Here is a 25,818-nt window from a genome sequence, read left to right as displayed (position 1 = left end):
GCGAAGCGGCCGTAAATCCTGCCTCCACGGTTAACCTGAAAAAACAGGGTGCCTGATTTTACGACTGCTGCGCAGCCGAACGCCGCCTCGCGGGCTCGGCAGCTGCTACGGATTGCGTACTAGCCTAAGCCTGTTTGATCTTCATCAGCTTGTTCAGCAGTGGTTTCCCGGCCATCACCAGGAACACCGGTGCGCCGGCCAGCAGGTAGAAGTAATAGGTCACCGCTCGCCAGATCAGAATCGCGGCCGCCGCCGTCGATTTCCCTACCATGGGCGCCAACAGCGCTGCCGACGTCAGTTCCGCCGCGCCGGCACCGCCCGGCAACAGGCTGAACTGCCCGGCGCTGAGTGAGAGCATCTGGATCAGAAAGCTCCAGGCCCACTGAAGATCCGTGCCCAGCCCTCGCAAGGCCAGATACAACACGCTGTAACGCAGTAACCAGTGCACGCAAGTCAGCGCAAATACGCTGATCAGCGTGTGTGCAGGCAACTTGAGTGTTTCCGTGAAGGCTGCAAGAAAGTGCAGCAGCTTGCGTGCCCAACGACGCTGGGTGGCAGGGTTGAGCTTGAAGTGCTTGAGCACGCGACCGCTGAGGCGAATCAGCAGGCGATGGTAGCGTGCCACCACCACGCAACTGAACAGGCCGCCGACCATTGAAATGGCGCTGAGTGTCAGCATCCACTCCAGGTTCTGGCTCAGGTGCTGAAACAGCGCATACACCACGATGGCGATCAGCGCGCAGAGAAAGAACAGCAAATCGCTCAACTGATCCATGGCGAACACCGCACTGCCATGGGCCGGGCGTACACCATGGCGCGCCAGCAGGGCCATCAGCGTCAGCGGTCCACCGCCGCCGCCCGGGGTCGCGCAAATCGCGAATTCGGTGGACATCACCACCCCAAGGCATTTCAGGCGGCCTATCCGGCTGCGCTGTTCACCCAGCAACAAGCGCAAGCGTACTGAGTTGGTGAACCAGCAGAGCAGGATCATGCCCGGCATCGCCAGCAACAATGTCGGCGGAAAGTGCTGCAGTCGTGGCCATAGTTCATTGGCACCGAGCAATAGCGGAATCAGCACCGCGCAGAGCAGGGCGGCGACCAGCCACAGGACGCGACTCATGCGGCGTGACCGACCTGAGCGCTTTGCGTGCGCAGCCACCGGGCCTTGGTCATTGGCACTCGGCCGTCATTGAGCAAGCGTTCGAGGGTGTGCAGCCAGTAAGTGCGGGAGAACTCATGGCGCAGGTCCACCGGGTGTACGCCCAGGCGAATTACCGGGGCGTGCTGCCAGCGCAGTTCGCGTTGAGCGCTGACAATTTTCGACACGCCGCGACGCCAGGCACTGCGCGCGCTCCAGACCAGGCCTGGGGCGTTGACCTGGGAGAAGTCCGGCAGGCGATACAGATGCTGCGAATCACTGGTGTAGCTCAGCGGTAACTGGCGCAGGGCTTGACGCGTGCCTTCGCTCATCAGCCAGGCCGGTGCAACAAACCCCTCCAGTGGCCAGTTGTAACGGCTGAACAATTCGATCCCGGCGAGCAGGCGGGCCAGCGCAGCCGGTTGCGAAAGACTGTAGAACTCGCCTTCATGGGTGTAGACCCGGCGCATGAACCAGTCACGGGGGCGCGCCGTTAGCGGGCTGTCATCACAATGGTAGTAGCCGTGAAGTGCCAGTTCGTCGCCGCGCTCGATGCGGCGGGTCAGCACGCGCCGAAAATCCGGATGGCTATCGAGGTCGTGGTGTTTGTGAAAGTCGGGGACGACCAGCCATGTCATCGGCACTGCGCCGAGTGCGTCCACCGCTTCGACAAACGGCTGGTAGTCGGCCCAGGATTGCGGGGTGACGTCATGCAGCACCAGTAGCAGGCTGGGCGTGTGCATGGCGTCAGCCATTGCTCAACTGCGGCAAAGGGGCGCCGAGGACTGCGTAATAGTGGCCCAGCAGGCTGTTGACCACTGAATCCCAGGCGTAATGCTGTTCGACATGGCGGCGGGCGTATCGACCGAGATCGTTACGCTGTGCAAACAGTTCGCGCACCGCATTGGCCATCGCCACTGGATTGTTGGGGGCACAGAGTATGCCGCAGTGCTCGTTGATGATTTCGGTGAAGGCGCCCGCTGCCACGGCAACCACTGGAATGCCACAGGCCATGGCTTCGAGAACGACCAGGCCAAAGGTTTCCTGATCGCCTGCATGCAGCAAGGCATCGGCGCTGGCCATCAGCCGGGCCACCTGTGGTGCAGGGCAGAACTCATCGATCAGCGTGACGTTATCCGGTACCTGTGCCGACACCGAGGTACCGACCAGCAGCAGGTGATAACGGTTTCCCAGACGCTTCATGCAATTGAGCAGGACGGGAATGTTTTTCTCCTTGGAACCTCGCCCGGCGAATATCAGTAGTCGAGTGTCTTCGGCAATCTTCAGCTTCGCCCGCAGATCCGGGTCACGGGCGTCTGGATTGAAGGTTTGCAGGTCCACGCCCAAGGGTTGGACGTAAACGTTTTTGACCCCAAGCCCCATGAGCTTGTCGGCCATGATCCGGCTCGGCGTCAGTACCCGGTCAAAGTTGCTGTACAGCTTGCGGATATACGCTTCTACATTCGGCGTGACCCAGTTGCCCACCCGGTTGCTTGCCAAAAGCGGCAAGTCGGAGTGATAGAAGCCAATCACTGGAACGTCCAGTTCGCGCCGCGCATCCAGCGCTGCCCAGGCTGTCAGGTAAGGATCGCCGACTTCTATCAGGTCCGGTTGCAGGTCGTGCAGGGCATTGCGCCAGGGCGTCAGTCGCAGCGGGAAGCGATAGCCTTTGCCGAAGGGCAGGGCCGGGGCGGGCACCGTGTAGACACCGTCCTGCTCGCTCCGCCGTGCTCCCGGGATCAGCAAGCTGTGACGAATCCCCGGCTTGCGGCCCAGGCGGCGGTGCTTGGCATCCAGATAAGTCCGCACGCCACCGCTGGCCGGTGCGTAGAACATGGTGATGTCAGCGATATGCACGATAACCCTCCCTTCTATCCGTTGTTCTCCTTAGGGTTGACCCTTATGAAGAATAGATGGTCGGTTGGGGATGTGTGGCGGGGTGTCAGTGAGGTGTCGTGGTGGTTGACAGGCCGCAATCGCGAGCAGGCTCGCTCCCACAGGTTCACTGCGAACCTTTGTGGGAGCGAGCCGGCTCGCGATGGGGCCGTCAAGGGCGCGTCAAATTTTGAAACTACCGACCAACTGCTTCAACCGCGCCGCTTGCTGCTCAAGATCGGAACAGGCGCGCAACGTCGATTGCAGGTTTTCCACGCCTTCCTGATTCAGCGTGTTGATTTCGGTGATGTCGACGTTGATCGATTCCACCACGGCGGTCTGTTCTTCGGTGGCGGTGGCCACCGACTGGTTCATGCCGTCGATCTCGCCGATGCGCAAGGTCACGCTGTTCAGGCGCTCACCGGCGAGGTTGGCGATCTCGACGCTGTCCTGGCTGTGACGCTGGCTGTCGCTCATGGTGCTGACCGACTCGCGGGCGCCGACTTGCAGCTCCTCGATCATGGTCTGCACTTGCTGCGCCGACTCCTGGGTGCGGTGCGCCAGGTTGCGCACTTCATCGGCGACCACCGCGAAACCACGTCCGGCCTCACCGGCCCGCGCCGCTTCAATCGCCGCGTTGAGTGCCAGCAGGTTGGTTTGCTGGGAGATGCTGGTGATCACTTCGAGAATCTGCCCGATGTTCACGGTCTTGCTGTTCAGCGACTCGATGTTGGTGCTGGAGGCGCTGAGCATGCTCGATAGCTGATTCATCGCCGCAATGCTGCGGTCGACCACTTGCTGGCCGTCTTCGGCGAGGCTGCGGGCATCGCTGGCCTGATGAGAGGCCTGCGCCGCGTTACGGGCGATTTCCTGAGCCGCAGCGCCCAGCTGATTGATCGCCGCTGCCACACTGTTGGTCCGGCTCGATTGTTCGTCGGAGTTGAGCATCGACGAGTTCGATGCGCTGACCACTCGCAGAGCGACTTCGTTGACGTGCTCGGTCGCCGACGACACTTCGCGGATCGAACCGTGGATCCGCTCGACGAAGCGGTTGAACGCGCTGCCGAGGATGCCGAACTCGTCCTGGCTCTGGATGGTCAGGCGGCGGGTCAGGTCGCCTTCACCGTCGGCAATGTCTTGCATGGCGCGGGTCATGACGTGCAGCGGCTGGATCAGGATGCGGATCAGCATCCCGAGCAAGGCGATGATGATTGCCACGGCGATGACCGTGGCAATGATCGCCGAGGTGCGGAAGCTGCTGAGCATCGAGAAGGCTTTGTCTTTGTCCACCGACAGGCCGACGTACCAGTTGACCGATGGCAGGCCTTTGATCGGGGTGAAGGTGACGATGCGGGTTTTGCCGTTGACCTCGACTTCGCTGATGCCGTCACCGATACGCGGAGTGTTCGTCGGGTAAGCCTCGCTGAGGGACTTCATCACCATGGCTTTGTCCGGGTGGACCAGGATCTTGCCGTCGGCGCTGACCAGGAAGGCGTAGCCCATGCCACCAAAGTCACGCGCGGTCAGGGTGTCGATCAGGGTTTGCAGGCTCAGGTCACCGCCTACCACTCCCACGCTTTGCCCGGCTTTTTTCGAGGCGGTGGCGATGGAAATGATGGTCTGACCGGTTGCCGCATCGATATACGGTTCGGTGAGTGTCGAGCCGTTGCTGTTTACTGCGCCTTTGTACCAAGGGCGAACTCTTGGGTCGTAGCCGTCCGGCATCTTGGAGTCGGGGCGGTTGATGAACGTGCCGCTGGCATCGCCCAGGTACCGGGCCATGAAGGTCGACGCCAGGGCATTCTGCTCAAGCAGGTTGGCAACGTTGCCTTGTTCGGGGTTGAGGGCGATGTTCTGGGCCAGGTTTTCCACCATGAGAATCCGCCCGGCGAGCCAGGACTGGATATTGGAGGAAGTGACATCGCCCATCTCATGCAGGTAATTGTCCAGGTCCTGTCGAATCGCATTGCGCTGTAGATAGTCGTTGTACAGCGTGAACGAAGCGAAGGCGGCAATGACGATGAGCGCGGCGGCAAGCAGGATTTTGTGGCTGAAGCGCAGGTTTTTGTTCATGGCTTGGGGTGTCCGCTAAGGTCTTAATGTTGGGGCGTGTTGCTTTGAAAAGCGCGCAAACCAGGCGCTGTCGCACATAAGTTGATATTTCCGTCTGTCCTTAGGGAATTATCGGACCTGATTTTCAGTCTGGTCTCTTGCTTGTGTTTATCGGCTGCGCAGGACTAAAGCTTAACCAGGAGCGACGAAATGCCTGACTCATTGCAACTCGTTATCGGCGCAGGGCTTGAAGTCGGCGATGCGACAGGCGGTCAATCAGATGGGGCGACAACGGGTCCGCGGCTTGATGGGCTCGTTGCCGGGCGGCAGCAAACGCCGCTGACTATCTTTTGGATGCGCACGGTCAAAATGTGGGAGCGAGCCTGCTCGCGATAGCGATTTAACATTCAGCAGAGATGTTGACTGGTAAGCCGCCATCGCGAGCAGGCTCGCTCCCACATTGGCCCAGTATCAGGTCTTGGGTTTGGCGTGCGCCGCCAGGCGTTCCAGCGCTGCACGCAATTTCGGATCGCTGATGCCATCGGCCGTAGCCTGAATGGTCGCCGCCGCATCGCTCGACAGATCCATGGTGTGGCCGGCGGCTCCTTGCTGGACGGTCGGTGGTTGCACCTTGAACAGGATTCGCGTCAGGCTGGCGAACTCGTCGAACATCTGTAATTGCCGTTGCAGACGCTTTTGCTGATAGCGCAGACGGGTTGCCCAATGACCGTCGGTGACGATCAGCAACAGGCTGCCTTCGCGCCACGACGCCACATGACAATGTTCACGGGCAGCCGGCTGCAGTTGGCTTTCCAGCAAACGCTGTAAATGACCCAGGCGTTGTGCGTGGCCGAAAATGGCTTTTAACGGTTTGGCTTCGCGAAGCAGAACGGCGGGTGCTCTGGCCGTAAGAGGGCGAAATGCCATGATCAGACACCTGAAGTAACAGAGCCGCCATGGTAGCAGAAAGCACTTGATGCGCCTGAGCCATTGCTTTGTGAGCGCTTTGCTCATTAAATCAACGAGTAACTTCTGGCGTGAATGGCTTGAAGTTCAGCAAAATGCCCTTATTTTAAGTGAGCCCCGTAACAGCGCTGTGCATGCATCGTGGAACAACGCCACTTTCCTCACCATCGTTTCCGGGTAGAATGCTCGTTCGCATGCGGCCATGAGGGCTGCACGGGCGACTCACGGGGCCGCCCTCCATCCCTTTGTGTGGAAGATCCTGCCGATATGTTTGCACCTTTGTTAAAGAAACTTTTTGGAAGCAAGAACGAGCGTGAAGTCAAACGCATGCTCAAGACGGTACAGATCGTCAATGCCTTCGAAGAGCAAATGGTGGCCCTTTCGGACGATCAACTGCGTGCCAAGACTGATGAGTTCAAGGCCCGTATCGCCAAAGGTGAGAGCCTCGACAAACTGCTGCCTGAAGCCTTCGCGGTTGCCCGCGAAGCCGGCAAGCGGGTAATGGGCATGCGCCACTTCGACGTTCAGTTGATTGGTGGCATGACCTTGCACGAAGGCATGATTGCCGAAATGCGTACCGGTGAAGGCAAGACCCTGGTGGCGACACTGGCGGTTTACCTGAACGCGCTGTCCGGCAAGGGCGTGCACGTTGTTACCGTGAACGACTACCTGGCTCGTCGTGACGCCAACTGGATGCGTCCGCTCTACGAATTCCTCGGCCTGAGCGTCGGCGTAGTAACGCCGTTCCAGCCGCCGGAAGAGAAGCGTGCTGCCTATGCCGCCGACATCACCTACGGTACCAACAACGAATTCGGTTTCGACTACCTGCGCGACAACATGGCGTTCAGCATGGAAGAAAAATTCCAGCGTGAACTCAATTTTGCCGTGATCGACGAAGTCGACTCGATCCTCATCGACGAAGCCCGTACCCCGCTGATCATTTCCGGTCAGGCCGAAGACAGCTCCAAGCTCTATATCGAGATCAACAAACTGATCCCGCAACTGGAGCTGCATATCGAAGAGGTGGAAGGCGAAGTCACCAAGGCCGGTCACTACACCATCGACGAGAAGACCCGCCAGGTCGAACTCAACGAAGCCGGTCACCAGTACATCGAAGAAGTGCTGACCCGTATCGGCCTGCTGGCTGAAGGCGAGAGCCTGTACTCGGCGCACAACCTGGGCCTGCTGACCCACGTTTATGCCGGTCTGCGCGCGCACAAGCTGTTCCACCGCAACGTTGAATACATCGTTCAGGACGGTCAGGTCGTACTGGTCGACGAACACACCGGTCGTACCATGCCGGGTCGCCGTCTGTCGGAAGGTCTGCACCAGGCCATCGAAGCCAAGGAAAACCTGAACATCCAGGCCGAAAGCCAGACCCTGGCGTCGACCACGTTCCAGAACTACTTCCGTCTTTACAGCAAGCTGTCCGGCATGACCGGTACGGCGGACACCGAAGCGTTCGAATTCCACCAGATCTACGGTCTGGCGGTGATGGTCATTCCACCGAACAAACCGCTGGCACGTAAGGACTACAACGACCTGGTGTTCCTCACCGCGGACGAGAAGTACGCGGCCATCGTTGCCGACATCAAGGAAAGCATGGCTCAGGGCCGGCCGGTACTGGTGGGCACCGCGACCATCGAAACGTCCGAGCACATGTCCAGCCTGCTGGTGAAGGAAGGCATCGAACACAAGGTTCTGAACGCCAAGTTCCACGAAAAAGAAGCTGAAATCATCGCTCAGGCCGGTCGTCCGGGTGCACTGACCATCGCCACCAACATGGCCGGTCGTGGTACCGACATCCTGTTGGGCGGTAACTGGGAAGTGGAAGTCGCCTCCCTCGAAGATCCGACGCCCGAGCAGATTGCCCAGATCAAGGCCGACTGGCAGAAGCGTCACCAGCAAGTGCTCGAGTCGGGCGGTTTGCAGGTGATTGCCTCCGAGCGTCACGAATCGCGCCGTATCGACAACCAGCTGCGTGGTCGTGCCGGTCGTCAGGGTGACGCCGGTTCCAGCCGTTTCTACCTGTCGCTGGAAGACAGCCTGATGCGCATCTTTGCCTCTGACCGGGTGAAGAACTTCATGAAGGCCCTGGGCATGCAGCCTGGCGAAGCGATCGAGCACCGCATGGTGACCAACGCCATCGAAAAGGCTCAGCGCAAGGTTGAGGGTCGTAACTTCGACATTCGCAAGCAACTGCTCGAGTTCGATGACGTCAACAACGAACAGCGTAAAGTGATCTATCACATGCGTAACACGTTGCTGGCCGCTGACAACATCGGCGAAACCATTGCCGACTTCCGTCAGGACGTGCTCAACGCAACGGTCAGCGCGCACATTCCGCCGCAATCGTTGCCAGAGCAGTGGGACGTTGCCGGTCTGGAAGCAGCCCTGCAAAGCGACTTCGGGGTGGCACTGCCGATCCAGCAATGGCTCGACGAAGACGATCACCTGTACGAAGAAACCCTGCGCGAGAAGCTGATGCACGAGCTGCTGGCGGCGTACAACGAGAAAGAAGAGCAGGCGAGCGCAGAAGCGCTGCGCACCTTCGAGAAACAAATCGTGCTGCGCGTTCTGGACGACCTGTGGAAAGACCACCTGTCGACCATGGATCACCTGCGTCACGGTATCCATTTGCGTGGCTATGCGCAGAAGAACCCGAAGCAGGAATACAAGCGCGAGTCGTTCACGCTGTTCTCCGAGCTGCTGGATTCGATCAAGCGCGACTCGATCCGTGTGCTGTCGCACGTTCAGGTTCGCCGCGAAGATCCAATCGAGGAAGAAGCACGCCTGCGTCAGGAAGCCGAGGCATTGGCTGCACGCATGCAGTTCCAGCACGACGAAGCCCCTGGCCTGGAGCAACCGGAAGCATTGGGTGAGGAGGTCGATGTAGCCCTTGCCATGGCTCCGGTGCGCAACGAGCAGAAGCTGGGCCGCAACGAGCTGTGCTACTGCGGCTCGGGCAAGAAGTACAAACACTGTCACGGCCAGATCAGCTAAGATTTCTGCCTGACATTGAAATACCCACGCCGCGACCGGCATCAGCCGTCGCGGCGTTTTACCATTTAAAACACCGATGCCAGGTTAAAAAGAACAGGGCGACGACGGTGCAGACATTACATTAAGAGGAGCGCTTTCATGGCTGTTGGTCTTGGTCCTTTGCCAACGTTGCACCCGGTTGCCGGTTTTGAACTCGGTATCGCTTCGGCCGGCATCAAGCGCCCCGGGCGCAAAGATGTCGTGGTCATGCGCTGCGCCGAAGGTTCCACGGTGGCCGGTGTGTTCACGTTGAACGCGTTTTGCGCGGCTCCGGTGATTCTGGCCAAACAACGTGTACAGGGCCCGGTACGTTACCTGCTGACCAACACCGGCAATGCCAACGCCGGTACCGGTGAGCCTGGTTTGGCTGCCGCCGAGCGCACCTGTGCCAAGCTGGCTGAATTGGCCGGCGTCGACGCCAGCCTGGTGCTGCCGTACTCCACTGGCGTGATCGGCGAACCGCTGCCGGTCGAGAAGATCGAAGGCGCGCTGCAAGCTGCCCTCGACGACCTGTCGGAAAACAACTGGGAGGCTGCGGCCACCGGGATCATGACCACCGACACCCTGCCAAAGGGTGCGAGCCGTCAGTTCCAGCATGAAGGCGTGACCATCACCGTCACCGGTATCAGYAAAGGCGCCGGGATGATTCGCCCGAACATGGCGACCATGCTCGGTTACATCGCCACCGACGCCAAGGTTTCCCGCGAGGTGTTACAGAACCTGCTGCTGGACGGCGCCAACAAGTCGTTCAACCGCATCACCATCGATGGCGATACCTCGACCAACGATTGCTGCATGCTGATCGCCACCGGTAAAGCCGCACTGCCGGAGATCACTTCCGCCAGTGGTCCACTGTTCGCCGCGCTGAAGCAGGCGGTGTTTGAAGTGTGCATGGAAGTCGCCCAGGCGATCGTTCGCGATGGCGAAGGCGCGACCAAGTTCGTCACCGTTGAAGTCAACGGCGGCGGCACTCACCAGGAGTGCCTTGACGTCGGTTACACCGTGGCGCATTCGCCGTTGATCAAGACCGCGTTGTTCGCCTCCGATCCGAACTGGGGGCGCATCCTGGCAGCCGTTGGCCGTGCCGGCGTGCCGAACCTGGACGTGAGCAAGATCGACGTGTTCCTCGGTGAAGTCTGCATCGCCAGCCGCGGTGCCCGCGCCGCGACCTACACCGAAGCCCAGGGCTCGGCGGTGATGCAGCGCGAAGAAATCACCATTCGTATCGAGCTGGGTCGCGGTGATTGCAGCGAAACCATCTGGACCACCGACCTGTCCCACGAGTACGTGAAGATCAACGCCGAATACCGCACGTAACCACCTGTTGGACCGAGTCGTTGCAATCGCGAGCAGGCTCGCTCCCACATTGGATTCCGTCGTACACAACTACTGTGTTCAATGAAGATCTACTGTGGGAGCGAGCCTGCTCGCGATGACGGTCTGTCAGTCACCACAAGACTGGCTTGTTCATTTCATCAAAAGGCGCCTGAACATGAGCTACCACCTGATCATCGGCGACAAACTGTATTCCTCCTGGTCCCTGCGCGGCGCTTTGGCGCTGGAACTGGCTGGCGCGACCTACACCGAAGAACTGATCAAGCTGAACCAGCCGGACACCCGCGAACGCCTGCTCAAGCATTCACCGACCGCCAAAGTCCCGTTGCTGAAAACCGAACACGGGACCATTGCCGATTCGTTGGCCATCGCCGAGTACCTGGTTGAGCGTTTCCCGAACGCCAACCTCTGGCCGAAGGATATCGCTGCCCGCGCCCAGGCCCGTTCGGCCTGCGCACAAATGCACAGCGGCTTCTTCGCCATGCGCAGCAACATGCCGTTTGACCTGAGCCACGATGCGCCGTTGTCGCCAATGCCGCCTGAAGTGCAGGTGGAGATCGAGCGGATGCTGGCGTTGTGGGCTGAATGCCGCGCTGTAGCAACCGAACCCGGCCCGTTCCTGTTCGGTAGCGTAAGCCTGGCAGATGCCTTCTTCGCACCCATCGCTGTGCGCCTGCGTACCTATCAAGTCGCATTGCCGGCGGTGGATGCCGCCTATGTCGAAGCGATTTACCAATGGCCAGCCTTCAAGGCCTGGCAGAAAGCCGGTTTAGAGGAAGTAGTGCGGTGAAACGAGTTCATGTAGCAGCGGCTGTCATCCGAGATGCCAGCGGCAAGATCCTCATCGCTCGCCGCGCCGATACCCAGCACCAGGGCGGCCTGTGGGAGTTTCCCGGCGGCAAGGTCGAGGACGGCGAAGCGGTGCAAGCCGCGCTGTCGCGCGAGCTGCAGGAAGAGTTGGGCATTGTGGTCAGTGCCGCTCGGCCATTGATCAAGGTTCAGCATGACTATCCAGACAAGCAAGTGCTGCTGGATGTCTGGGAGGTCTCGGCGTTTACCGGCGAACCTCATGGCGCCGAAGGCCAGCCTCTGGCATGGGTGACGGCGCGTGAACTGCGCGACTATGAGTTCCCGGCCGCCAACCAGCCGATCGTGGCGGCTGCGCGTTTGCCAGGCGACTACCTGATTACCCCGGAAGGCCTGGAAACGCCAGCCCTGCTGCGTGGTATTCAGAAAGCCATCGCCGACGGGATCAAGCTGATCCAGTTGCGCGCTCCGAATGGCTACGACCCGCAATACCGCGATCTGGCGGTGGATGCCGTGGGGTTGTGTGCCGGCAAGGCGCAACTGATGCTCAAGGGGCCGTTCGAGTGGTTGGGGGATTTCCCGGCCGCCGGTTGGCACATCACCGCCGCGCAGCTGCGTAAATACGCCAGCGCCGGGCGTCCGGTGCCAGCCTCGCGCTGGTTGGCGGCGTCCTGCCACAACGCTGAAGAGCTGAGCCTGGCCGAGCAGATGGGCGTGGACTTCGTCACCCTGTCACCGGTCCAGCCGACCCAGACTCATCCGGATGCGTCACCGCTCGGCTGGGAGCAGGCCTCGCAGTTGATTGCAGGGTTCAGCAAGCCGGTGTTTCTGCTCGGTGGCGTGGGGCCTGCCGAACGGCAGAAAGCCTGGGAAGCGGGAGCGCAGGGCGTGGCGGGGATTCGGGCGTTTTGGCCTGAGGTCTGACTCTGCTGCGATGCTACCGGCGCCATCGCGAGCAGGCTCGCTCCCACATTGGGATTTGTGTACACCTCGATCCATTGTGGGAGCGAGCCTGCTCGCGATGACGGCCTGATAGGCACCAGATATTTAGCTGACTAAATCTTGGGCTTGGCCGCCGCCTGCCACAAAATCTCGGCAATCCCCTGGCGCTTGGCAATCAGCCGAGCCGCCACAAACAACAGGTCCGACAAGCGATTGATGTACGCCAGGCCAACCCCGGCCAACGGCTCCAGCGCATTCAGATGCTGACAACGTCGTTCGGCACTGCGCGCCAGGCTGCGACAGACGTGGGCTTGGGCAATCAAGGCTGAGCCGCCAGGCAAAATGAAGTTCTCCAGCGGTCCCAGCTCCTCGTTCCAGACATCGATCGCCGCTTCCAGGCGTTCGACTTCTGCAGCATTCAAGGCTTGATATACCGGCATTGCCAGTTCGCCCCCCAAATCGAACAGCCGGTGCTGGCACGGCTCAAGCACTTCAATCACCTCGCCGAGGCCAGGATATTCAGGGCATTGCTCGGCCAAGCCAGCCAACAACAATCCCAACTGACTGTTCAGTGTATCGACTTCGCCGATGGCTTCGACCCGTGGATGGTCCTTCGGCACACGGCGACCGTCGCCGAGCCCGGTTTCACCTTTGTCGCCGGTACGGGTGTAAATCTTCGACAAGCGAAAACCCATGTTTAGCGCTCCAGTTGTTTGAGTTCGTGAGAGGCGAGCGGGGTGGCGCCCGCCAATGGCAGGCGCAAGGTGAAGCACGTGCCTTGGCCGAGGGTCGATTGCACTTCCATCTGACCCTTGTGGTTGTTGGTGATGATGAAGTACGACACCGACAATCCGAGGCCGGTACCCTGACCGATTTCCTTGGTGGTGAAGAACGGTTCGAAGGTGCGTTTGCGTACGTTCTCGCTCATGCCTACGCCGTTATCTTCGACCTGGATTTCCGCCCACGGCGGGTTCAGTCGGGTGCGCAGAATGATGCGTCCCGGCTCTGTGGCGTTTTCGCGTTGGTGAATCGCCTGAGCAGCGTTTTTCAGCAGGTTGAGCAGTACTTGTTCGAGCTCGTTGGCGGTGCCGGGCACTGGCCCCAGCTGCGGGTCGAACTGACGAATGATGGCCTGGCCCTTGAAGTCGAAGCCGATGGCCAGGTCGAAGTCGTTGCTGGCGATCTCCACGGCTTGATCGATCAGTGCCGGCAGGTCGCACGGAGCCATTTGACGGTTGCTGCGACGACTGAAACTGAGCATGTGGGTGACGATCTTCGCCGCCCGGGCGCCGGCCTGTTGAATGCCGTCGAGCAGTTGCGGTACTTCGCGGCTTTGCAGGTAGCGATTGACGCTGTCCAGTTCGATGCCGATCTGTTCGGCGGTTTCGATGTTCTTCGGCAGGTCGGCCGACAAGCGCCGGCGAATGTTCTGCACGTTGTGCAGGATCGCTCCCAGGGGGTTGTTGATTTCGTGGGCCATGCCCGCGGCGAGGCCACCGACCGAGAGCATTTTTTCCGACTGCACCATCATTTCTTCCAGGGACAGGCGCTGGGTAATGTCGTCGATCCGGATCACCACGCCGCGTCCGGCACCACCCATCAATGGATAAAAGGTCAGCGCGTAATGCTTGGGCTCGTCGTCCTTGACCCAGGTGACGCGCTCGATCTTGACCACGCTGTGTTGCTCGACGGTTTCCTTGAGCTGCGGCAGGAACGGTTTCAGCGGTTCAAAGGCGAGGAAGATCGGCTGGTTCAGCGCTTCATCCAGGCGCGTACCGGAAAGCGCGCTGGCTTCCTGGTTCCATTGGGTCACATAGAGCTGTTCATCGAGGGCGATCAGTGCCGAAGGCATCGAGTCGATGATGCTGTTGAGGTAGTTCTGAAAACCGGTGAGTTTCTTCTCGATCTTGCTCCGCACCTGGACTTCCAATTCCAGTTTACGGTTGGTATGACGGGTTTCTTCGGCCAGGCCCTGGGCCTGGTCGTAGGCGGCCTGGGAGTCGTCCCGCGCGCGTTTGAGTTGCTGTTCACGGGCTTCGATGCGCGAAAGCATGGTGTTGAAGGCTTCGGCAAGGCTGCCGATTTCGTCGTGGTTGCCGCGAGAGGCACGCAAGGCGTAGTTTTCTTCGCGCGTCACCTGGCGGGACAATTCTTCGAGTTCATGGATCGGCCGGGTGATCAGGCGTTTGATCTGCCGGGCAATCACCAGCCACAGCAGCACGCTGAAAATCAGAATCCCGAGGCTGGCGGTCAGGGTGCCGGTGTAGAACGCCATCGGCAATTCGCTGCTGGCCACCAGCAGCAGATGACCCGGCGCCTCGCCTGGGCGCAACAGGGTAATCAACTGATTGCTGCGAAACTCGGACGCCTGCCAGGCCTCGATATTTCGATAGTGCTCGGGCAGCTTGAGTTTGTCGCCGTGCTGCACCTGTGCCAGGCGCAGGCCTTTGCCGTCATACAGCGCTGCGGCTCGCAGCGGTGAATAGCTGTTGAGTTCGTTGAGCAGCCGTTGGGCTTCTTCGGGAGAGTTGAGCGCCTGGTCGGCGATGGAGGGGTTGGCCACCAGCCGGCCGATGGTCTGCAAGGCCTGCGGGGCCATGCTTTCCTGGGAGATCCAATAGGCGGCGCTGATAAAGGTCAGGTTGGCCACCAGCAACACGGTGGTCAACAGCACCAACAGGGCGGCCAGCAGTTTCTGGCCGACCGGCAGGTTTTCAAGGCGCTGGCGCAATGGCATCGGGGTCGTCGCTAAAAAGGAACAGGAAGGCAGCGTAGCCGTTGCTCAGTCGCTGGGCAATCCGCGTGCGTGCAGGTGCGTCATCAGCCGCTGCTGCAATTGGTTGAGGTGTGGCAGCACCAGTTGGTGTCTCGACGCAACGGTGCAAGCGTGCCCGAGCAAGTAGCTGATTTCGGTTCGGCGTTGATTGGCGACGTCCTGGTACATCGACGAGTAGTTGGCCGCAGTCGCTTGAATTACCCGCTCGACTTCCTGCTGCAGGTTATGTGCGGCGGCGGGTTGACCGCAACGCTCCAGCAGCTCGCTCAGCTCGGCACAGAGGGTGGCGACCTCGCAATGATGCTGTTGCAAGCCGCCGTTACGGCAGTCATGCAGCACGGTCAGGGGGTTGATTGCGCAATTGAGCGCCAGCTTGCGCCACAGGCGGGTCACGATGTCGGTGCTCCACTCGTGGGGGATGCCGGCGGCGCTCAGGTCATCCAGCCAGATTGGTGGGGTAGGGTGGCTGGCATCGCCGAGCCAGGTGTAGCCATGGCCGGCAAACACCACGCGCCAGTCGTCATCGCGAAACGCGCCTTCAGTGCTTGAGGCAAAGATGCAACGCGCCTGCGGGACACGTGCGGCAACGGCGTCCTGACTGCCGAGGCCGTTCTGCAACAGAATCAGCTCGGCGTTGGGTGCAAGACGCGGTGCCAGTTGCGCCACCGCGCTTTCGGCGTCGTAGGCTTTGCAGGCCACGAGCAAGCGGTCTATCGGACCCGCGCTGTCGACAGTTTCGCCGGGAATCGCATACTGCTGCGCTTCGCCCTGTTCGACCAAGGTCAGCCCACCGGCGGCCTGATAGGCCTGCAAGCGCGCCGTGTCGCGCAGAATCAGTTTCACCGGCAGGCCAGCCCGAGCCAAGCGCGTGGCCCACAGGGTGCCCAGGCTGCCGGCGCCAAGGACGTGCCAGGTGGTCGACATCAGTTTTTTGCTCGGATTGGCAGGTGCATGTGAGGCTCGCAGCGTAGGAAGGTAAAGACCCGTTATAATCAGCGCGGATTTTAACCGCAAGCCAGGCGTGCTCCATCTCTATTGAGCGTGCCCTTTTTATTGGAGAGATTACATGCCGTCGTTCGACGTGGTATCCGAACTGGACAAACACGAACTCACCAACGCGGTCGAGAACGCCGTCAAGGAACTCGACCGTCGTTATGATTTGAAAGGCAAGGGCAGCTTCGAGTTCAAGGAAAAGGACCTGACTGTCAATCTGACTGCCGAGGCCGACTTCCAGCTGGAAGCGATGATCGAGATCCTCAAGCTGGCACTGGTCAAGCGCAAGATCGATGTGCAGTGCCTTGAGGTAAAAGACGCCTATGCTTCCGGCAAGCTGATGAAGCAGGACGCCGTGCTCAAGGAAGGCATCGACAAGGAGCTGGCAAAGAAGATCGTTGCTCACGTCAAAGAGGCCAAGCTCAAGGTCCAGGCCGCCATCCAGGGCGAGCAGGTACGGATCACCGGCAAGAAGCGTGACGACCTGCAGGAAGCCATTGCGGCACTGCGCGCCAAGGAATTTGGCATGCCGCTGCAGTTCAACAACTTCCGCGACTGATCAGTCTTCAGGGAACCTCCGGGCGTTAATGACGTCCGAGGCCCATGTAACGGCAGAAACGATTGAGCCATCATCCTTGGCTCGGTCTTTCTGCCGTGCAGTTTTTACGTGCCGGGTAGCCGGGAATCAGGAGAGATAGATGGACATAAATGCTGAAGTGGACAACCTGGTCAAGGCTTCCCAGGCCTGGATCCCGATGATCATGGAATACGGCAGCCGTGTGCTGCTGGCGGCCATTACCCTGGCCATTGGCTGGTGGCTGATCAACAAGCTGACCCACAAGGTTGGCAAGCTGCTGGCCCTGCGCAACGCCGATCTGGCGTTGCAGGGGTTTATGAGCAGCCTGGCGAACATCATCCTCAAAGTGCTGCTGATGGTCAGCGTCGCGTCGATGATCGGTGTTGAGACCACCTCGTTCGTGGCCGCCATTGGTGCTGCTGGTCTGGCGATCGGTCTGGCGTTGCAAGGCAGTCTGGCGAACTTCGCTGGCGGCGTGTTGATTCTGTTGTTCCGTCCGTTCCGTATCGGTGACGTGATCGAAGCACAGGGCATTACCGGCACGGTCGACAGCATTCAGATCTTCCATACCCTGCTGCGCACCGGTGACAACAAAACCGTCATCGTGCCTAACGGTAATCTGTCGAACGGCATCATCACTAACCACAACCGTCAACAGACCCGTAAAGTGGTGTTCGACGTGGCTGTGAATTACGACGCCGATTTGCAGAAGGCGCGTGAGGTGCTGCTGGCGTTGGCCAAGGATGAGCGCGTGTTGGCTGATCCTGCGCCGGTAGCGGTCGTGTCGACCCTGGGCGATAGCTCGATTACGGTTTCCCTGCGCGTCTGGGTGAAAACGGTGGACTACTGGGATGTGACGTTCATGTTCAATGAGCACGCCCGTGACCGTCTGAAGGCGGCAGGTATTGATATCCCGTACCCGCAACGAATGATTCGTATGGTTCAGGAAACGGCATAACAAGTCGCGGTTTTGGTCAAGTATCGGTAACGAACTCAAGGGGCGATAAGCCCCTTGAGTGTTTTTACAGTCTGCTGTTTTTGCTGGTCTGAAGCTGGAATAGAGTGCGGGCTGATTATTAGCTGGCTACTTATTAAAATTAATTTCATGTTGCCATCAAACAGTCATAAAAAAAGGCCCATCACTGATGGGCCTTTTTTATATCAACCGAACAACTGTAGCCGAAGCGATTACAGGATGTTGATTGGGTACTCGGTGATCAGGCGGAACTCGTCGATGTTGCCTTCGGCCTGGTCAGTATTACCTCTGTGCCAAGCTTGGCGAGCACGGAAGGACAGGTCTTTGAGAGGACCACTCTGGACAACGTACTTGGCTTCCAGGTTGGTCTCGTTGTGACGACCGTCTTCGCCGTAGCCGTAGAGACGGTAAGGGCTGTCAGCAGCCATCTTGGTGCCGTCGATGCCTTGACCGTGAGCATAACGAGCCATGAAGCTCAGGCCTGGTACGCCGTATTCAGCCATTTTCAGGTCATAACGCACTTGGATGGATTTTTCTTCAGGGCCGTTGAAGTCAGAGTACTGAATCGAGTTGGCCAGGAAGATCGAGTCGCCACCACGGTTGTTATCGCCTACACCGATGTAGTCGAATGGTGTATCACCGTGAACCTGCTGGAAGGCCAGAGTAACGGTGTGCGCCTTCAGGAAGGAGTAGGCCGCTGCCAGCGAGTAGGTGGTGTTGTCGATTTTGCCTGCTTTCGCTGCACCGGTATCGTTGGTCTGATACAGGTTGAAGTCGAAGTTCAGGGACTGGTCAGTCGCCAACGGAATGGTGTAGTTCGCGTTGCCGTAGTACTGGGTCCAGGTGTCCTGGAACTTGGCACCGTAGAGGGAAACGGTCAGGTTGTCGTTGATGCCGTATTTACCACCGAGGTAATCGGCAGCCTCGACCTTCGTGCCAGCATACTGGGTCCAAAGCTCGCCATTGTGACGGGTTTGGTCCTGGCTGCTACCGCCGGTGAAGTGACCAGCTTCGAGATCGAGGTTTTTAATCTCGCTGCTCTGCAGTTGGAAACCGCTAGCGGTTTGTTGGAACATGCGGGAGCCGCCAACAGCGAATACCGGAGCGGTGGAAGGTGTGAAGTCACCCACTTTCAGCTCGGTTTTGGAGATGCGGACCTTCAGTGCTGCGCCCGCTTTACCCATTTCGCTGTTGACGTCGTGGCCAATAACTTTGCCGTTTGCGTCGCGGAAGGTGGTGCGGCTCATGTTGCCCGTACCCGACTGCGCGTCAGTACCGTCCAGTTTAAAGGCGGCATCGCCGTAGGCTTCAACGCCCACACCAACCGTACCCTGGGTATAGCCAGAGTTGAACTTGCCCAGTACGCCCTGAGTCCAGTCTTTCTGGTCTTCAGCGCCATTTTTGTTGTTACGGTTGAAGTAGTAGTTCTTCAGTACCACGCCAGCCGAGGCGCCTTCAACGAAACCTTTTGCGTCAGCCTGGTCGGTTACAAACGGTTCGGCCATAGCGACTTGAGTGCCGGTAGCTGCAGTAACAGCCAGGGCGATCATGCTCCACTTCATCACGCGCATCGTGATTTGCTCCTTTGGTTTTTAGAAGAGTACTGCCGTCCCACCTGATTTATTATCTGGGCGGCTCTTTCTTTTTGTGTCGGCGCAAACTTATATCACGCCGACAATGTTGGCGATACTTGCGTATCTAACCTTTCGGCTTCTTTACGGCCCTGTCGCAAAATGCGCTGTAGAGGTCGTAATTTCACAAATTTTTTGCCTTCGGACTGACAACTTCAATGTTGTTTTCCAAGGCTTCAATATCAGAAAAAGAAATCCCTGTCTTGCACTTGAAGCTCCCTGGGCAGCCATGCCGCTATTGTTATGAGCCTTAAGGTTCCGACTTCCAGCGGATGCCTTACCGGCGATGTGTGTACGAATGCAACAAGCGTGCACAAATCGGTTTTTTGTTGCCGATTTTTTCAAAATCCCCTGCCTTAATGACTAAAACCTCATAAAACCGGGGCTTTCAAGGTCGATCTGTTTGAGCTTGACGCCGTGGTTCTTCTAGTGTTGCACCATCAAAGAGCATGGGTATTAGCACACAAATGTTACTGGTTCACCCTCGCGGGTGAGTAGACGGCGGATGCTCGACGTTTTCAGCGTAGACGTACTGTGCAAATTTGGTGCAAAAAATTTTCATAATTGTACGAAATTCGTACAGTGGAGACCTCGAATGCAGGTCCACATCCGCGGGTAGGTCGTTGATTTTTTGACGAAGTGCCGAGGTCTGGTGCTGGGTTGGTGCGTTGATAGTGAAAATGTTCAGTGCTGGGGCGCTCGTGCGTTCAGCGTTTATATCGGGTCATCCGGGTCGAGGGCTGTGCGCCCTGTTTTTCGCAGTGATCCGTGCGGCGTTCGCGGGTATGCTGCTGTTATATACGCGCGGTTAGCCTTCGGGCTGGGCGCTAAACTGAGTCTCATGCAAAGTGCGGGAGTGCGCGCGGTGTTCGCCTTAGATCCACGACTTGAACAAGACACCCTGCCGATTGGGGATTTCCCTCTAAGTCGGTTGTTGCTGTCCAATGATTCGAATTACCCCTGGTTCATCCTGGTGCCGCGTCGTGAGGATATCAGCGAGTTGTTTCAACTGGATGTCGCCGACCAGCAGCAGTTGTGGCGGGAGACAACCGAGTTGGCCGAGACGCTCAAGGATTCGTTCGATGCCGACAAGTTGAATGTCGCGACCCTGGGTAATGTTGTCAGTCAGCTACACATGCATGTCATTGTGCGCAAGCGCAATGATGCCGCCTGGCCAGCCCCGGTTTGGGGCAAACACCCGGCCAAGCCTTACAGTGCCGCCGAAGTGGCAGTGATCCGCGAACGGCTGCGTTTGGTTTTGACCGATGACTTCACGTTTCTGGAGGGCTGAACCATGAACCTGGAAGAGCGCATTACCGAACTGGAAAGTCGTCTGGCGTTTCAGGATGACACGATTGAAGCGATGAATGATGTGCTGGTGACACAGCAGCGAGTGGTCGAGCGCTTGCAGTTGCAAGTGGAAGCGTTGTTCAAGCGCCAGGAAGAAGCGGCCGGGCAGTTCGAGTCTTTCGAAGAAGAGGCTCCGCCACCGCATTACTGAGTGACAGCCGGGGCGACACATCGCCAGGCGATAAAAAAAACCGCGATGCAGCTTGGCTGCATCGCGGTTTTTTTGTGTGGGCGAAGCGGTACTTGAATCAGCGACGCGGCAACGCCGCGATCACGTCTTCAGCTTGCAGGCCCTTATCACGGTTCATGACAGAAAACTCCACACGCTGGCCTTCGACCAGGACGCGGTGACCTTCACCACGGATTGCACGGAAGTGCACAAAAATATCGTCTCCGGAATCGCGAGAAATGAAACCGAAGCCTTTGGAGGTGTTGAACCATTTGACGGTGCCGGTATCACGATTGGTCATGTCGTAATTTTGTGTAGCGGCAGCAGGAGAGGATTTATAAAAGCTGATGGCCAGGTGCAGAAGTACGGCGATCAGGGCGACGATGAGGCTAAGCAGGACTGCGGGCTGACCACCAATGACCGGCATCGGTGCGAGGAGGGTCAGGGTTTGCACGACAACGGCAAGCACCAGCAAGGCGCTGACCAGATTTTGCAGTTGGTGACGTGGACCTTTGTTCCAGTAAGGAATAACCGGCGCGAGGGTCAGGTTGAGCAAGCCGAAGAACGCCAGGTACAGCGCGTCAGGTTGTTGCAGGTAAGGTACGGCTTCGGTTCGCAAGCTAGGGATGAAGGACAGCAGCAGAGCCGCTGCGCCCGTTAGCAGGTGGACGATTTTCAACATTTTGATTAACTCACGTTAAGACGGATCACAAGGAAGAGCTGATTGAGCACGGTTCGCTTCTGAACAATGGGAGGCGCTGGACACGTACCCGGTATCAGCCTATGCGCTGCACCCAGGAAAATAGAGGCAGCGACACGCCTCTATTTAACAGCAAAGCCCAGGCCTTCTCAAATCAAGTGCAGAGGGCACGACGGCGGGGTAGGAAGCGGTTTGTGCGGTTCTGACCGAAGGTGTTGCCTGAAGGCCTGTTCTAGAGAGGTCGATCGATTTTTTGGCCAGATGTGGGCAAGCAAGGCACCTTGAATATCGCTCGATATCGGCATCAACGAAATAGTCCGCAAATACTAAGTCGCCGGGCTGTCGCGTCTGCTGATCGACACATAGGTGCATTATCTGAAGACCCATAACTTCCGCTGGGGCGTGATGGTGACTATGTTTCGTACTCTTCATTTTATGGGGGAGGAGCACGGTAGCGAGAGGGTCCTGGTTGTGGACTTAGTTGTCGGGCACAGTCGTGCCTCGGTTATCCAGCCTCCGGAGCGTACTTGGTTTATGTGTGTGGGTATTGTTCCATGCATCTGTCTGTTCTGGCGCTTGCAGGTTCGGCAGCCGCTGCGCAGGTCAGGGCGACAAGCAGCCCATCCTTGGGCTTGCAGGCATTCCTGGGTGGGCGATGTCCGAGTGTTCTGCGGCCTCTTTCGCACTGTGGTTTTGACTTTTCCTGCGCTGAAATTCTGCTTTATAGGCAGATGTAGGACCGTGTTAACGGTCTCCCTAACGTTGTTGGCTTGTCCTACGTTGATGGTCATAAAGTCATCTGGATATAACTATCCGCTTGCGTTTCTATGAGGGAACAGAGGGTTGCTCTTGTTGAAAGCAAGTATGACAAAGGAGTGTCAGCAGTATGAGTCGAGGAATAGGGCAAGGGACAATTGAAGTCACTCGTTTTCAAGATGTAAGACAAGTGGGGAAGAGAGATCCTTTTGTTCGGGAGTTTGATATGGGGTTGGCGCGTCCATTGTCCCGATCAGTGCGTTTGAATGGATTTGCCACCTGTTTGCGCCTTGAGCAGGTCTATTGGGATATTTTGGCCAGGATGGCGAAAATCAACTGTTGCTCGGTGAGCGCTTTGCTTTCCTACGTTGATAGAGAGGTGCACCTGCGTCATGGCGGGGTGAAAAATTTCAGCGGGCTGGTGCGGGTGGTGTGCGTTGTACACAGTTTGAATGAGGACGCCTGTAGCGTTGAATGACGTGCCGCTCGGTGATGGGGACGGCTCGTGTGGTCAGGCGTCACCCGAATGAGCATGTGCCTGTGCAGCGTTACGGCTGCACAGGCTCGATTTAATGGATATAATCCCGCCCTTTGCCGCGAAACCCGACGTTTGCGCGGTGATAATCTGATTGCCGAGACAACCCCATGCCGATGTACGACTATCAATGTGCTTCCTGTGGTCATCAGTTGGAAGCCATTCAGAAGATCAGCGCAGCACCGTTGGTCGACTGCCCTGCCTGCCAGGCACCCGAATTGAAAAAAATGCTGTCCATGCCAGGTTTCCGCCTCAGCGGCACCGGCTGGTACGAGACCGATTTCAAAACCGGTTCGAAGAAGAATCTGGCCGGCGGCGACAAAGCTGACTAAGTTGAACGACACGCGTGAGCTCTTGCATCATCAGGCACCTTATTGAAGTGCGGTGGTGCGGCAAGGCCTCCAAACGAATTTCGAATTACGAGAAGTGAAACCACTACCATGATGCGCAGCCATTATTGCGGCCAACTGAACGAAAGCCTGGAAGGTCAGGAAGTTACCCTTTGCGGATGGGTCCACCGTCGTCGTGACCACGGCGGGGTGATCTTCCTCGATATCCGTGATCGTGAAGGTCTGGCCCAGGTGGTGTTCGATCCGGATCGCGCCGAAACCTTCGCCGCTGCCGACCGTGTGCGCAGCGAATACGTGGTCAAGATCACCGGTAAGGTGCGCCTGCGTCCGGCCGGTGCCGGCAACGCCAACATGGCTTCGGGCATGATCGAAGTGCTGGGCTACGAGCTGGAAGTATTGAACGAAGCGGAAACCCCGCCGTTCCCGCTCAACGAGTTCTCCGACGTTGGCGAAGAAACCCGCCTGCGTTATCGCTTCATCGACCTGCGTCGTCCGGAAATGCTCGAGAAGCTGCGCCTGCGTTCGCGCATGACCACCAGCATCCGTCGCTACCTGGACGAGAACGGCTTCCTCGACGTCGAGACGCCGATCCTGACTCGTGCGACCCCGGAAGGTGCGCGTGACTACCTGGTGCCGAGCCGTACTCACGCTGGCAGCTTCTTCGCCTTGCCGCAATCGCCGCAGCTGTTCAAGCAACTGCTGATGGTTGCCGGCTTCGATCGTTACTACCAGATCGCCAAGTGCTTCCGCGACGAAGACCTGCGTGCCGACCGTCAGCCGGAATTCACCCAGATCGACATCGAGACCAGCTTCCTCAACGAAGCCGAGATCATGGGGCTGACCGAAGGCATGATCCGCAACCTGTTCAAGGAAGTGCTGGGTCTGGAATTCGGTGAATTCCCGCACATGACCTGGGACGAGGCCATGCGTCGTTACGGTTCCGACAAGCCGGACCTGCGTAACCCGCTGGAACTGGTCGACGTTGCCGACCAGCTCAAGGAAGTCGACTTCAAGGTCTTCAGTGGCCCGGCCAACGACCCGAAAAGCCGTATCGCCGCTCTGCGCGTTCCAGGCGGGGCGAGCATGCCGCGCAGCAAGATCGACGACTACACCAAGTTCGTCGGCATCTACGGTGCCAAGGGCCTGGCGTACATCAAGGTCAACGAGCGCGCCAAAGGCGTTGAAGGCCTGCAGTCGCCGATCGTCAAGAACATCCCTGAAGCCAACCTCAATGTGATCCTCGATCGCGTTGGCGCGGTTGATGGCGACATCGTGTTCTTCGGTGCCGACAAGGCCAAGATTGTCAGCGAAGCGCTGGGCGCACTGCGGATCAAGGTCGGTCACGACCTGAACCTGCTGACCTGCGAGTGGGCACCGATGTGGGTTGTCGACTTCCCGATGTTCGAAGAGAACGACGACGGCAGCTTCACCGCCTTGCACCACCCGTTCACCGCACCGAAGTGCACGCCAGAAGAACTCGAAGCCAACCCGGCGACCGCTTTGTCCCGTGCCTACGACATGGTATTGAACGGCACCGAGCTGGGTGGCGGTTCGATCCGTATCCACCGCAAGGAAATGCAGCAATCGGTCTTCCGCCTGCTGGGTATCAGCGAAGCGGAACAGGAAGAGAAATTCGGCTTCCTGCTCGACGCCCTGAAATACGGCGCGCCGCCGCACGGTGGCCTGGCTTTCGGTCTYGACCGTCTGGTGATGCTGATGACCGGCGCCCAGTCGATCCGTGAAGTGATCGCCTTCCCGAAAACCCAGAGCGCTGCCTGCGTCATGACTCAGGCACCTGGCCTGGTCGATGCCAAGGCGCTGCGCGAGCTGCACATTCGTCTGCGCGAACAGCCTAAGGCTGAGTAAGACTGAGCACCCTGGCACATCGCTCGATGTGCCAGGGCGTCAGATCCAGATTGTGTTGCCCGCTCGCCTTCATGGGCGTGCGGGCATTGTTTTATAGAGAATTGTTTTAAAGAGAATTCGGAGCGAGTTATGGCGGGTCATTCCAAGTGGGCGAACATCAAGCACCGCAAAGAACGTCAGGATGCCAAGAAGGGCAAGATTTTCACCAAGTGGATTCGTGAACTGACTGTCGCGGCCCGTCAGGGTGGCGGTGATCCGGGCTCCAACCCGCGTTTGCGTCTGGCGCTGGACAAAGCCCTTGGCGCGAACATGAGCCGTGACATCATCGATCGCGCGGTGGCTCGTGGTGCTGGCGCTGCCGACACCGACGACATGGTCGAATTGAGCTATGAAGGTTATGGCCCGGGCGGCGTAGCAGTGATGGTCGAATGCATGACCGACAACCGCAACCGCACCGCAGCAGCTGTCCGTCACGCTTTCAGCAAATGCGGCGGCAACCTGGGGACCGACGGTTCGGTGGCCTACCTGTTCGAGCGCAAGGGGCAGATTTCCTTCGCCCCGGGTGTCGACGAAGACGCGCTGATGGAAGCGGCCATGGAAGCCGACGCCGATGACGTGGTCACCCACGAAGACGGCTCGATTGACGTGTTCACTTCGTTCGCCGGCTTCTACTCGGTTCGTAACGCCCTGGAAGCTGCCGGCTTCAAAGGGCATGACGCGGAAATCGTCATGCTGCCGACCACCAGTGCCGAACTGGACCTGGAAGGCGCCGAGAAGATCCTCAAGCTGATCGACATGCTCGAAGACCTGGATGACGTGCAGAACGTTTATTCCAATGCGGATATTCCAGAGTCGGTGGCGCAACAGCTCGGATAAGGGTGACTAAGATCCAATGTGGGAGCGAGCCTGCTCGCGAACGCGGATTTTCAGGCAGCATCGTTGCTGAATATGAAACCGCTTTCGCGAGCAGGCTCGCTCCCAC

Annotated in this window: 22 protein-coding genes and 1 pseudogene; 12 read left to right on the top strand and 11 right to left on the bottom strand. The window is 58.6% G+C overall.

Annotated elements, in window-relative coordinates; genetic code table 11:
* Positions 1–124 precede the first annotated feature (124 nt).
* From AC1DHT_RS22035 to AC1DHT_RS22010, 6 genes and pseudogenes are all read right to left on the bottom strand, one after another.
* Positions 125–1,120 carry a lysylphosphatidylglycerol synthase transmembrane domain-containing protein gene (locus tag AC1DHT_RS22035; protein WP_427536143.1) on the bottom strand — a complete coding sequence of 332 codons (996 nt, stop codon included), beginning with the start codon at positions 1,118–1,120 and terminating at the stop codon, positions 125–127.
* Positions 1,117–1,881 (bottom strand): DUF2334 domain-containing protein, encoded by a 765-nt coding sequence (locus AC1DHT_RS22030; protein ID WP_427536141.1) that lies wholly within the window; start codon positions 1,879–1,881, stop codon positions 1,117–1,119. Before AC1DHT_RS22030 ends, AC1DHT_RS22035 begins: the two co-directional genes overlap by 4 nt.
* 4 nt (positions 1,882–1,885) lie before the next feature.
* Positions 1,886–2,974 (bottom strand): glycosyltransferase family 4 protein, encoded by a 1,089-nt coding sequence (locus AC1DHT_RS22025; RefSeq protein WP_427536313.1) that lies wholly within the window; start codon positions 2,972–2,974, stop codon positions 1,886–1,888.
* Between the two features lie 222 nt (positions 2,975–3,196).
* On the bottom strand, positions 3,197–3,961 hold the full coding sequence (locus AC1DHT_RS22020; protein WP_427536311.1) for a methyl-accepting chemotaxis protein: 765 nt from the start codon (positions 3,959–3,961) through the stop codon (positions 3,197–3,199).
* Between the two features lie 93 nt (positions 3,962–4,054).
* Positions 4,055–5,086, bottom strand: a pseudogene (locus tag AC1DHT_RS22015) (HAMP domain-containing protein); the annotation flags it as partial.
* Between the two features lie 450 nt (positions 5,087–5,536).
* On the bottom strand, positions 5,537–5,992 hold the full coding sequence (locus tag AC1DHT_RS22010; protein WP_427536139.1) for a DUF721 domain-containing protein: 456 nt from the start codon (positions 5,990–5,992) through the stop codon (positions 5,537–5,539).
* Positions 5,993–6,298: 306 nt separating this feature from the next.
* Here AC1DHT_RS22010 and secA point away from each other — a divergent pair, with 306 nt between their 5' ends.
* From secA to AC1DHT_RS21990, 4 genes are all read left to right on the top strand, one after another.
* Positions 6,299–9,034, top strand: a complete 2,736-nt coding sequence (gene secA / locus AC1DHT_RS22005; RefSeq protein WP_427536137.1) for a preprotein translocase subunit SecA — start codon at positions 6,299–6,301, stop codon at positions 9,032–9,034.
* 138 nt (positions 9,035–9,172) lie between these two features.
* A complete protein-coding gene (gene argJ, locus AC1DHT_RS22000) occupies positions 9,173–10,390 on the top strand; it encodes a bifunctional glutamate N-acetyltransferase/amino-acid acetyltransferase ArgJ (RefSeq protein WP_427536135.1) in 1,218 nt (405 codons plus the stop codon).
* A gap of 175 nt (positions 10,391–10,565) precedes the next feature.
* Positions 10,566–11,198: a glutathione S-transferase family protein gene (locus AC1DHT_RS21995; protein ID WP_427531703.1), complete on the top strand. Its 633-nt coding sequence runs from the start codon at positions 10,566–10,568 to the stop codon at positions 11,196–11,198.
* A complete protein-coding gene (locus tag AC1DHT_RS21990; protein ID WP_427536133.1) occupies positions 11,195–12,139 on the top strand; it encodes a Nudix family hydrolase in 945 nt (314 codons plus the stop codon). The genes AC1DHT_RS21995 and AC1DHT_RS21990 overlap by 4 nt, the downstream gene beginning before the upstream one ends.
* A gap of 131 nt (positions 12,140–12,270) precedes the next feature.
* Here the strand turns inward: AC1DHT_RS21990 and AC1DHT_RS21985 are convergent, their stop codons facing one another.
* Genes AC1DHT_RS21985 through AC1DHT_RS21975 form a run of 3 tightly spaced genes read right to left on the bottom strand, consistent with a single transcriptional unit; the run spans position 12,271 to position 15,857 of the window.
* Positions 12,271–12,852 (bottom strand): cob(I)yrinic acid a,c-diamide adenosyltransferase, encoded by a 582-nt coding sequence (locus tag AC1DHT_RS21985; RefSeq protein ID WP_427536131.1) that lies wholly within the window; start codon positions 12,850–12,852, stop codon positions 12,271–12,273.
* Between the two features lie 2 nt (positions 12,853–12,854).
* Complete coding sequence (locus AC1DHT_RS21980) at positions 12,855–14,894, bottom strand: sensor histidine kinase (RefSeq protein WP_427536129.1); 2,040 nt, start codon at positions 14,892–14,894, stop codon at positions 12,855–12,857.
* A 45-nt stretch (positions 14,895–14,939) separates the two neighbouring features.
* Complete coding sequence (locus tag AC1DHT_RS21975) at positions 14,940–15,857, bottom strand: putative 2-dehydropantoate 2-reductase (protein WP_427536127.1); 918 nt, start codon at positions 15,855–15,857, stop codon at positions 14,940–14,942.
* Positions 15,858–15,999: 142 nt separating this feature from the next.
* Between AC1DHT_RS21975 and AC1DHT_RS21970 the strand changes: the two genes are divergently transcribed.
* Positions 16,000–16,485, top strand: a complete 486-nt coding sequence (locus AC1DHT_RS21970; protein WP_427536125.1) for a YajQ family cyclic di-GMP-binding protein — start codon at positions 16,000–16,002, stop codon at positions 16,483–16,485.
* A gap of 139 nt (positions 16,486–16,624) precedes the next feature.
* The gene (locus AC1DHT_RS21965) at positions 16,625–17,461 is read left to right on the top strand and encodes a mechanosensitive ion channel family protein (protein ID WP_427536123.1); all 837 of its coding nucleotides are present in this window, start codon (positions 16,625–16,627) and stop codon (positions 17,459–17,461) included.
* Positions 17,462–17,691: 230 nt separating this feature from the next.
* On the opposite strand, the gene AC1DHT_RS21960 is transcribed toward AC1DHT_RS21965, so the two are convergent.
* On the bottom strand, positions 17,692–19,050 hold the full coding sequence (locus AC1DHT_RS21960) for an OprD family porin (RefSeq protein ID WP_427536121.1): 1,359 nt from the start codon (positions 19,048–19,050) through the stop codon (positions 17,692–17,694).
* Positions 19,051–19,975: 925 nt separating this feature from the next.
* On the opposite strand from AC1DHT_RS21960, the gene AC1DHT_RS21955 reads away from it, so the two are divergent.
* Both AC1DHT_RS21955 and AC1DHT_RS21950 read left to right on the top strand, forming a co-directional pair.
* Positions 19,976–20,401, top strand: a complete 426-nt coding sequence (locus tag AC1DHT_RS21955; RefSeq protein ID WP_427536119.1) for an HIT family protein — start codon at positions 19,976–19,978, stop codon at positions 20,399–20,401.
* 3 nt (positions 20,402–20,404) lie between these two features.
* Positions 20,405–20,611: a SlyX family protein gene (locus AC1DHT_RS21950; protein WP_427531689.1), complete on the top strand. Its 207-nt coding sequence runs from the start codon at positions 20,405–20,407 to the stop codon at positions 20,609–20,611.
* A gap of 97 nt (positions 20,612–20,708) precedes the next feature.
* Here the strand turns inward: AC1DHT_RS21950 and AC1DHT_RS21945 are convergent, their stop codons facing one another.
* Positions 20,709–21,311: a cold shock domain-containing protein membrane protein gene (locus tag AC1DHT_RS21945; protein WP_427536117.1), complete on the bottom strand. Its 603-nt coding sequence runs from the start codon at positions 21,309–21,311 to the stop codon at positions 20,709–20,711.
* A gap of 904 nt (positions 21,312–22,215) precedes the next feature.
* On the opposite strand from AC1DHT_RS21945, the gene AC1DHT_RS21940 reads away from it, so the two are divergent.
* From AC1DHT_RS21940 to AC1DHT_RS21925, 4 genes are all read left to right on the top strand, one after another.
* The gene (locus tag AC1DHT_RS21940) at positions 22,216–22,563 is read left to right on the top strand and encodes a ribbon-helix-helix domain-containing protein (protein WP_427536115.1); all 348 of its coding nucleotides are present in this window, start codon (positions 22,216–22,218) and stop codon (positions 22,561–22,563) included.
* Positions 22,564–22,730: 167 nt separating this feature from the next.
* Positions 22,731–22,952, top strand: a complete 222-nt coding sequence (locus tag AC1DHT_RS21935; protein WP_010457489.1) for an FmdB family zinc ribbon protein — start codon at positions 22,731–22,733, stop codon at positions 22,950–22,952.
* Positions 22,953–23,060: 108 nt separating this feature from the next.
* Entirely contained in the window at positions 23,061–24,836 is a 1,776-nt protein-coding gene (gene aspS / locus AC1DHT_RS21930; protein ID WP_054593716.1) for an aspartate--tRNA ligase, read from the top strand.
* Between the two features lie 129 nt (positions 24,837–24,965).
* A complete protein-coding gene (locus AC1DHT_RS21925; RefSeq protein WP_019693261.1) occupies positions 24,966–25,712 on the top strand; it encodes a YebC/PmpR family DNA-binding transcriptional regulator in 747 nt (248 codons plus the stop codon).
* The last annotated feature ends 106 nt before the right edge of the window (positions 25,713–25,818 follow it).

The sequence above is a fragment of the Pseudomonas sp. 05N432 genome, from assembly GCF_056396945.1.
Note: the sequence above shows the minus strand (reverse complement) of the source record. Positions and strands in the feature narration are given on the sequence as shown.

What these genes read in the sequence shown, in the direction of transcription:
- AC1DHT_RS22025 (WP_427536313.1), bottom strand. Translation starts at nt 2,974, where the DNA reads ATGTTCTACGCACCGGCCAGCGGTGGCGTGCGGACTTATCTGGATGCC.
- AC1DHT_RS22020 (WP_427536311.1), bottom strand. Translation starts at nt 3,961, where the DNA reads ATGCTCAACTCCGACGAACAATCGAGCCGGACCAACAGTGTGGCAGCG.
- AC1DHT_RS21950 (WP_427531689.1), top strand. Translation starts at nt 20,405, where the DNA reads ATGAACCTGGAAGAGCGCATTACCGAACTGGAAAGTCGTCTGGCGTTT.
- AC1DHT_RS21960 (WP_427536121.1), bottom strand. Translation starts at nt 19,050, where the DNA reads ATGCGCGTGATGAAGTGGAGCATGATCGCCCTGGCTGTTACTGCAGCT.
- AC1DHT_RS22035 (WP_427536143.1), bottom strand. Translation starts at nt 1,120, where the DNA reads ATGAGTCGCGTCCTGTGGCTGGTCGCCGCCCTGCTCTGCGCGGTGCTG.
- secA (WP_427536137.1), top strand. Translation starts at nt 6,299, where the DNA reads ATGTTTGCACCTTTGTTAAAGAAACTTTTTGGAAGCAAGAACGAGCGT.
- AC1DHT_RS22010 (WP_427536139.1), bottom strand. Translation starts at nt 5,992, where the DNA reads ATGGCATTTCGCCCTCTTACGGCCAGAGCACCCGCCGTTCTGCTTCGC.
- AC1DHT_RS21940 (WP_427536115.1), top strand. Translation starts at nt 22,216, where the DNA reads ATGAGTCGAGGAATAGGGCAAGGGACAATTGAAGTCACTCGTTTTCAA.
- AC1DHT_RS21985 (WP_427536131.1), bottom strand. Translation starts at nt 12,852, where the DNA reads ATGGGTTTTCGCTTGTCGAAGATTTACACCCGTACCGGCGACAAAGGT.
- AC1DHT_RS21975 (WP_427536127.1), bottom strand. Translation starts at nt 15,857, where the DNA reads ATGTCGACCACCTGGCACGTCCTTGGCGCCGGCAGCCTGGGCACCCTG.
- AC1DHT_RS22030 (WP_427536141.1), bottom strand. Translation starts at nt 1,881, where the DNA reads ATGCACACGCCCAGCCTGCTACTGGTGCTGCATGACGTCACCCCGCAA.
- AC1DHT_RS21935 (WP_010457489.1), top strand. Translation starts at nt 22,731, where the DNA reads ATGCCGATGTACGACTATCAATGTGCTTCCTGTGGTCATCAGTTGGAA.
- AC1DHT_RS21925 (WP_019693261.1), top strand. Translation starts at nt 24,966, where the DNA reads ATGGCGGGTCATTCCAAGTGGGCGAACATCAAGCACCGCAAAGAACGT.
- AC1DHT_RS21995 (WP_427531703.1), top strand. Translation starts at nt 10,566, where the DNA reads ATGAGCTACCACCTGATCATCGGCGACAAACTGTATTCCTCCTGGTCC.
- AC1DHT_RS21980 (WP_427536129.1), bottom strand. Translation starts at nt 14,894, where the DNA reads ATGCCATTGCGCCAGCGCCTTGAAAACCTGCCGGTCGGCCAGAAACTG.
- AC1DHT_RS21945 (WP_427536117.1), bottom strand. Translation starts at nt 21,311, where the DNA reads ATGTTGAAAATCGTCCACCTGCTAACGGGCGCAGCGGCTCTGCTGCTG.
- AC1DHT_RS21970 (WP_427536125.1), top strand. Translation starts at nt 16,000, where the DNA reads ATGCCGTCGTTCGACGTGGTATCCGAACTGGACAAACACGAACTCACC.
- AC1DHT_RS21965 (WP_427536123.1), top strand. Translation starts at nt 16,625, where the DNA reads ATGGACATAAATGCTGAAGTGGACAACCTGGTCAAGGCTTCCCAGGCC.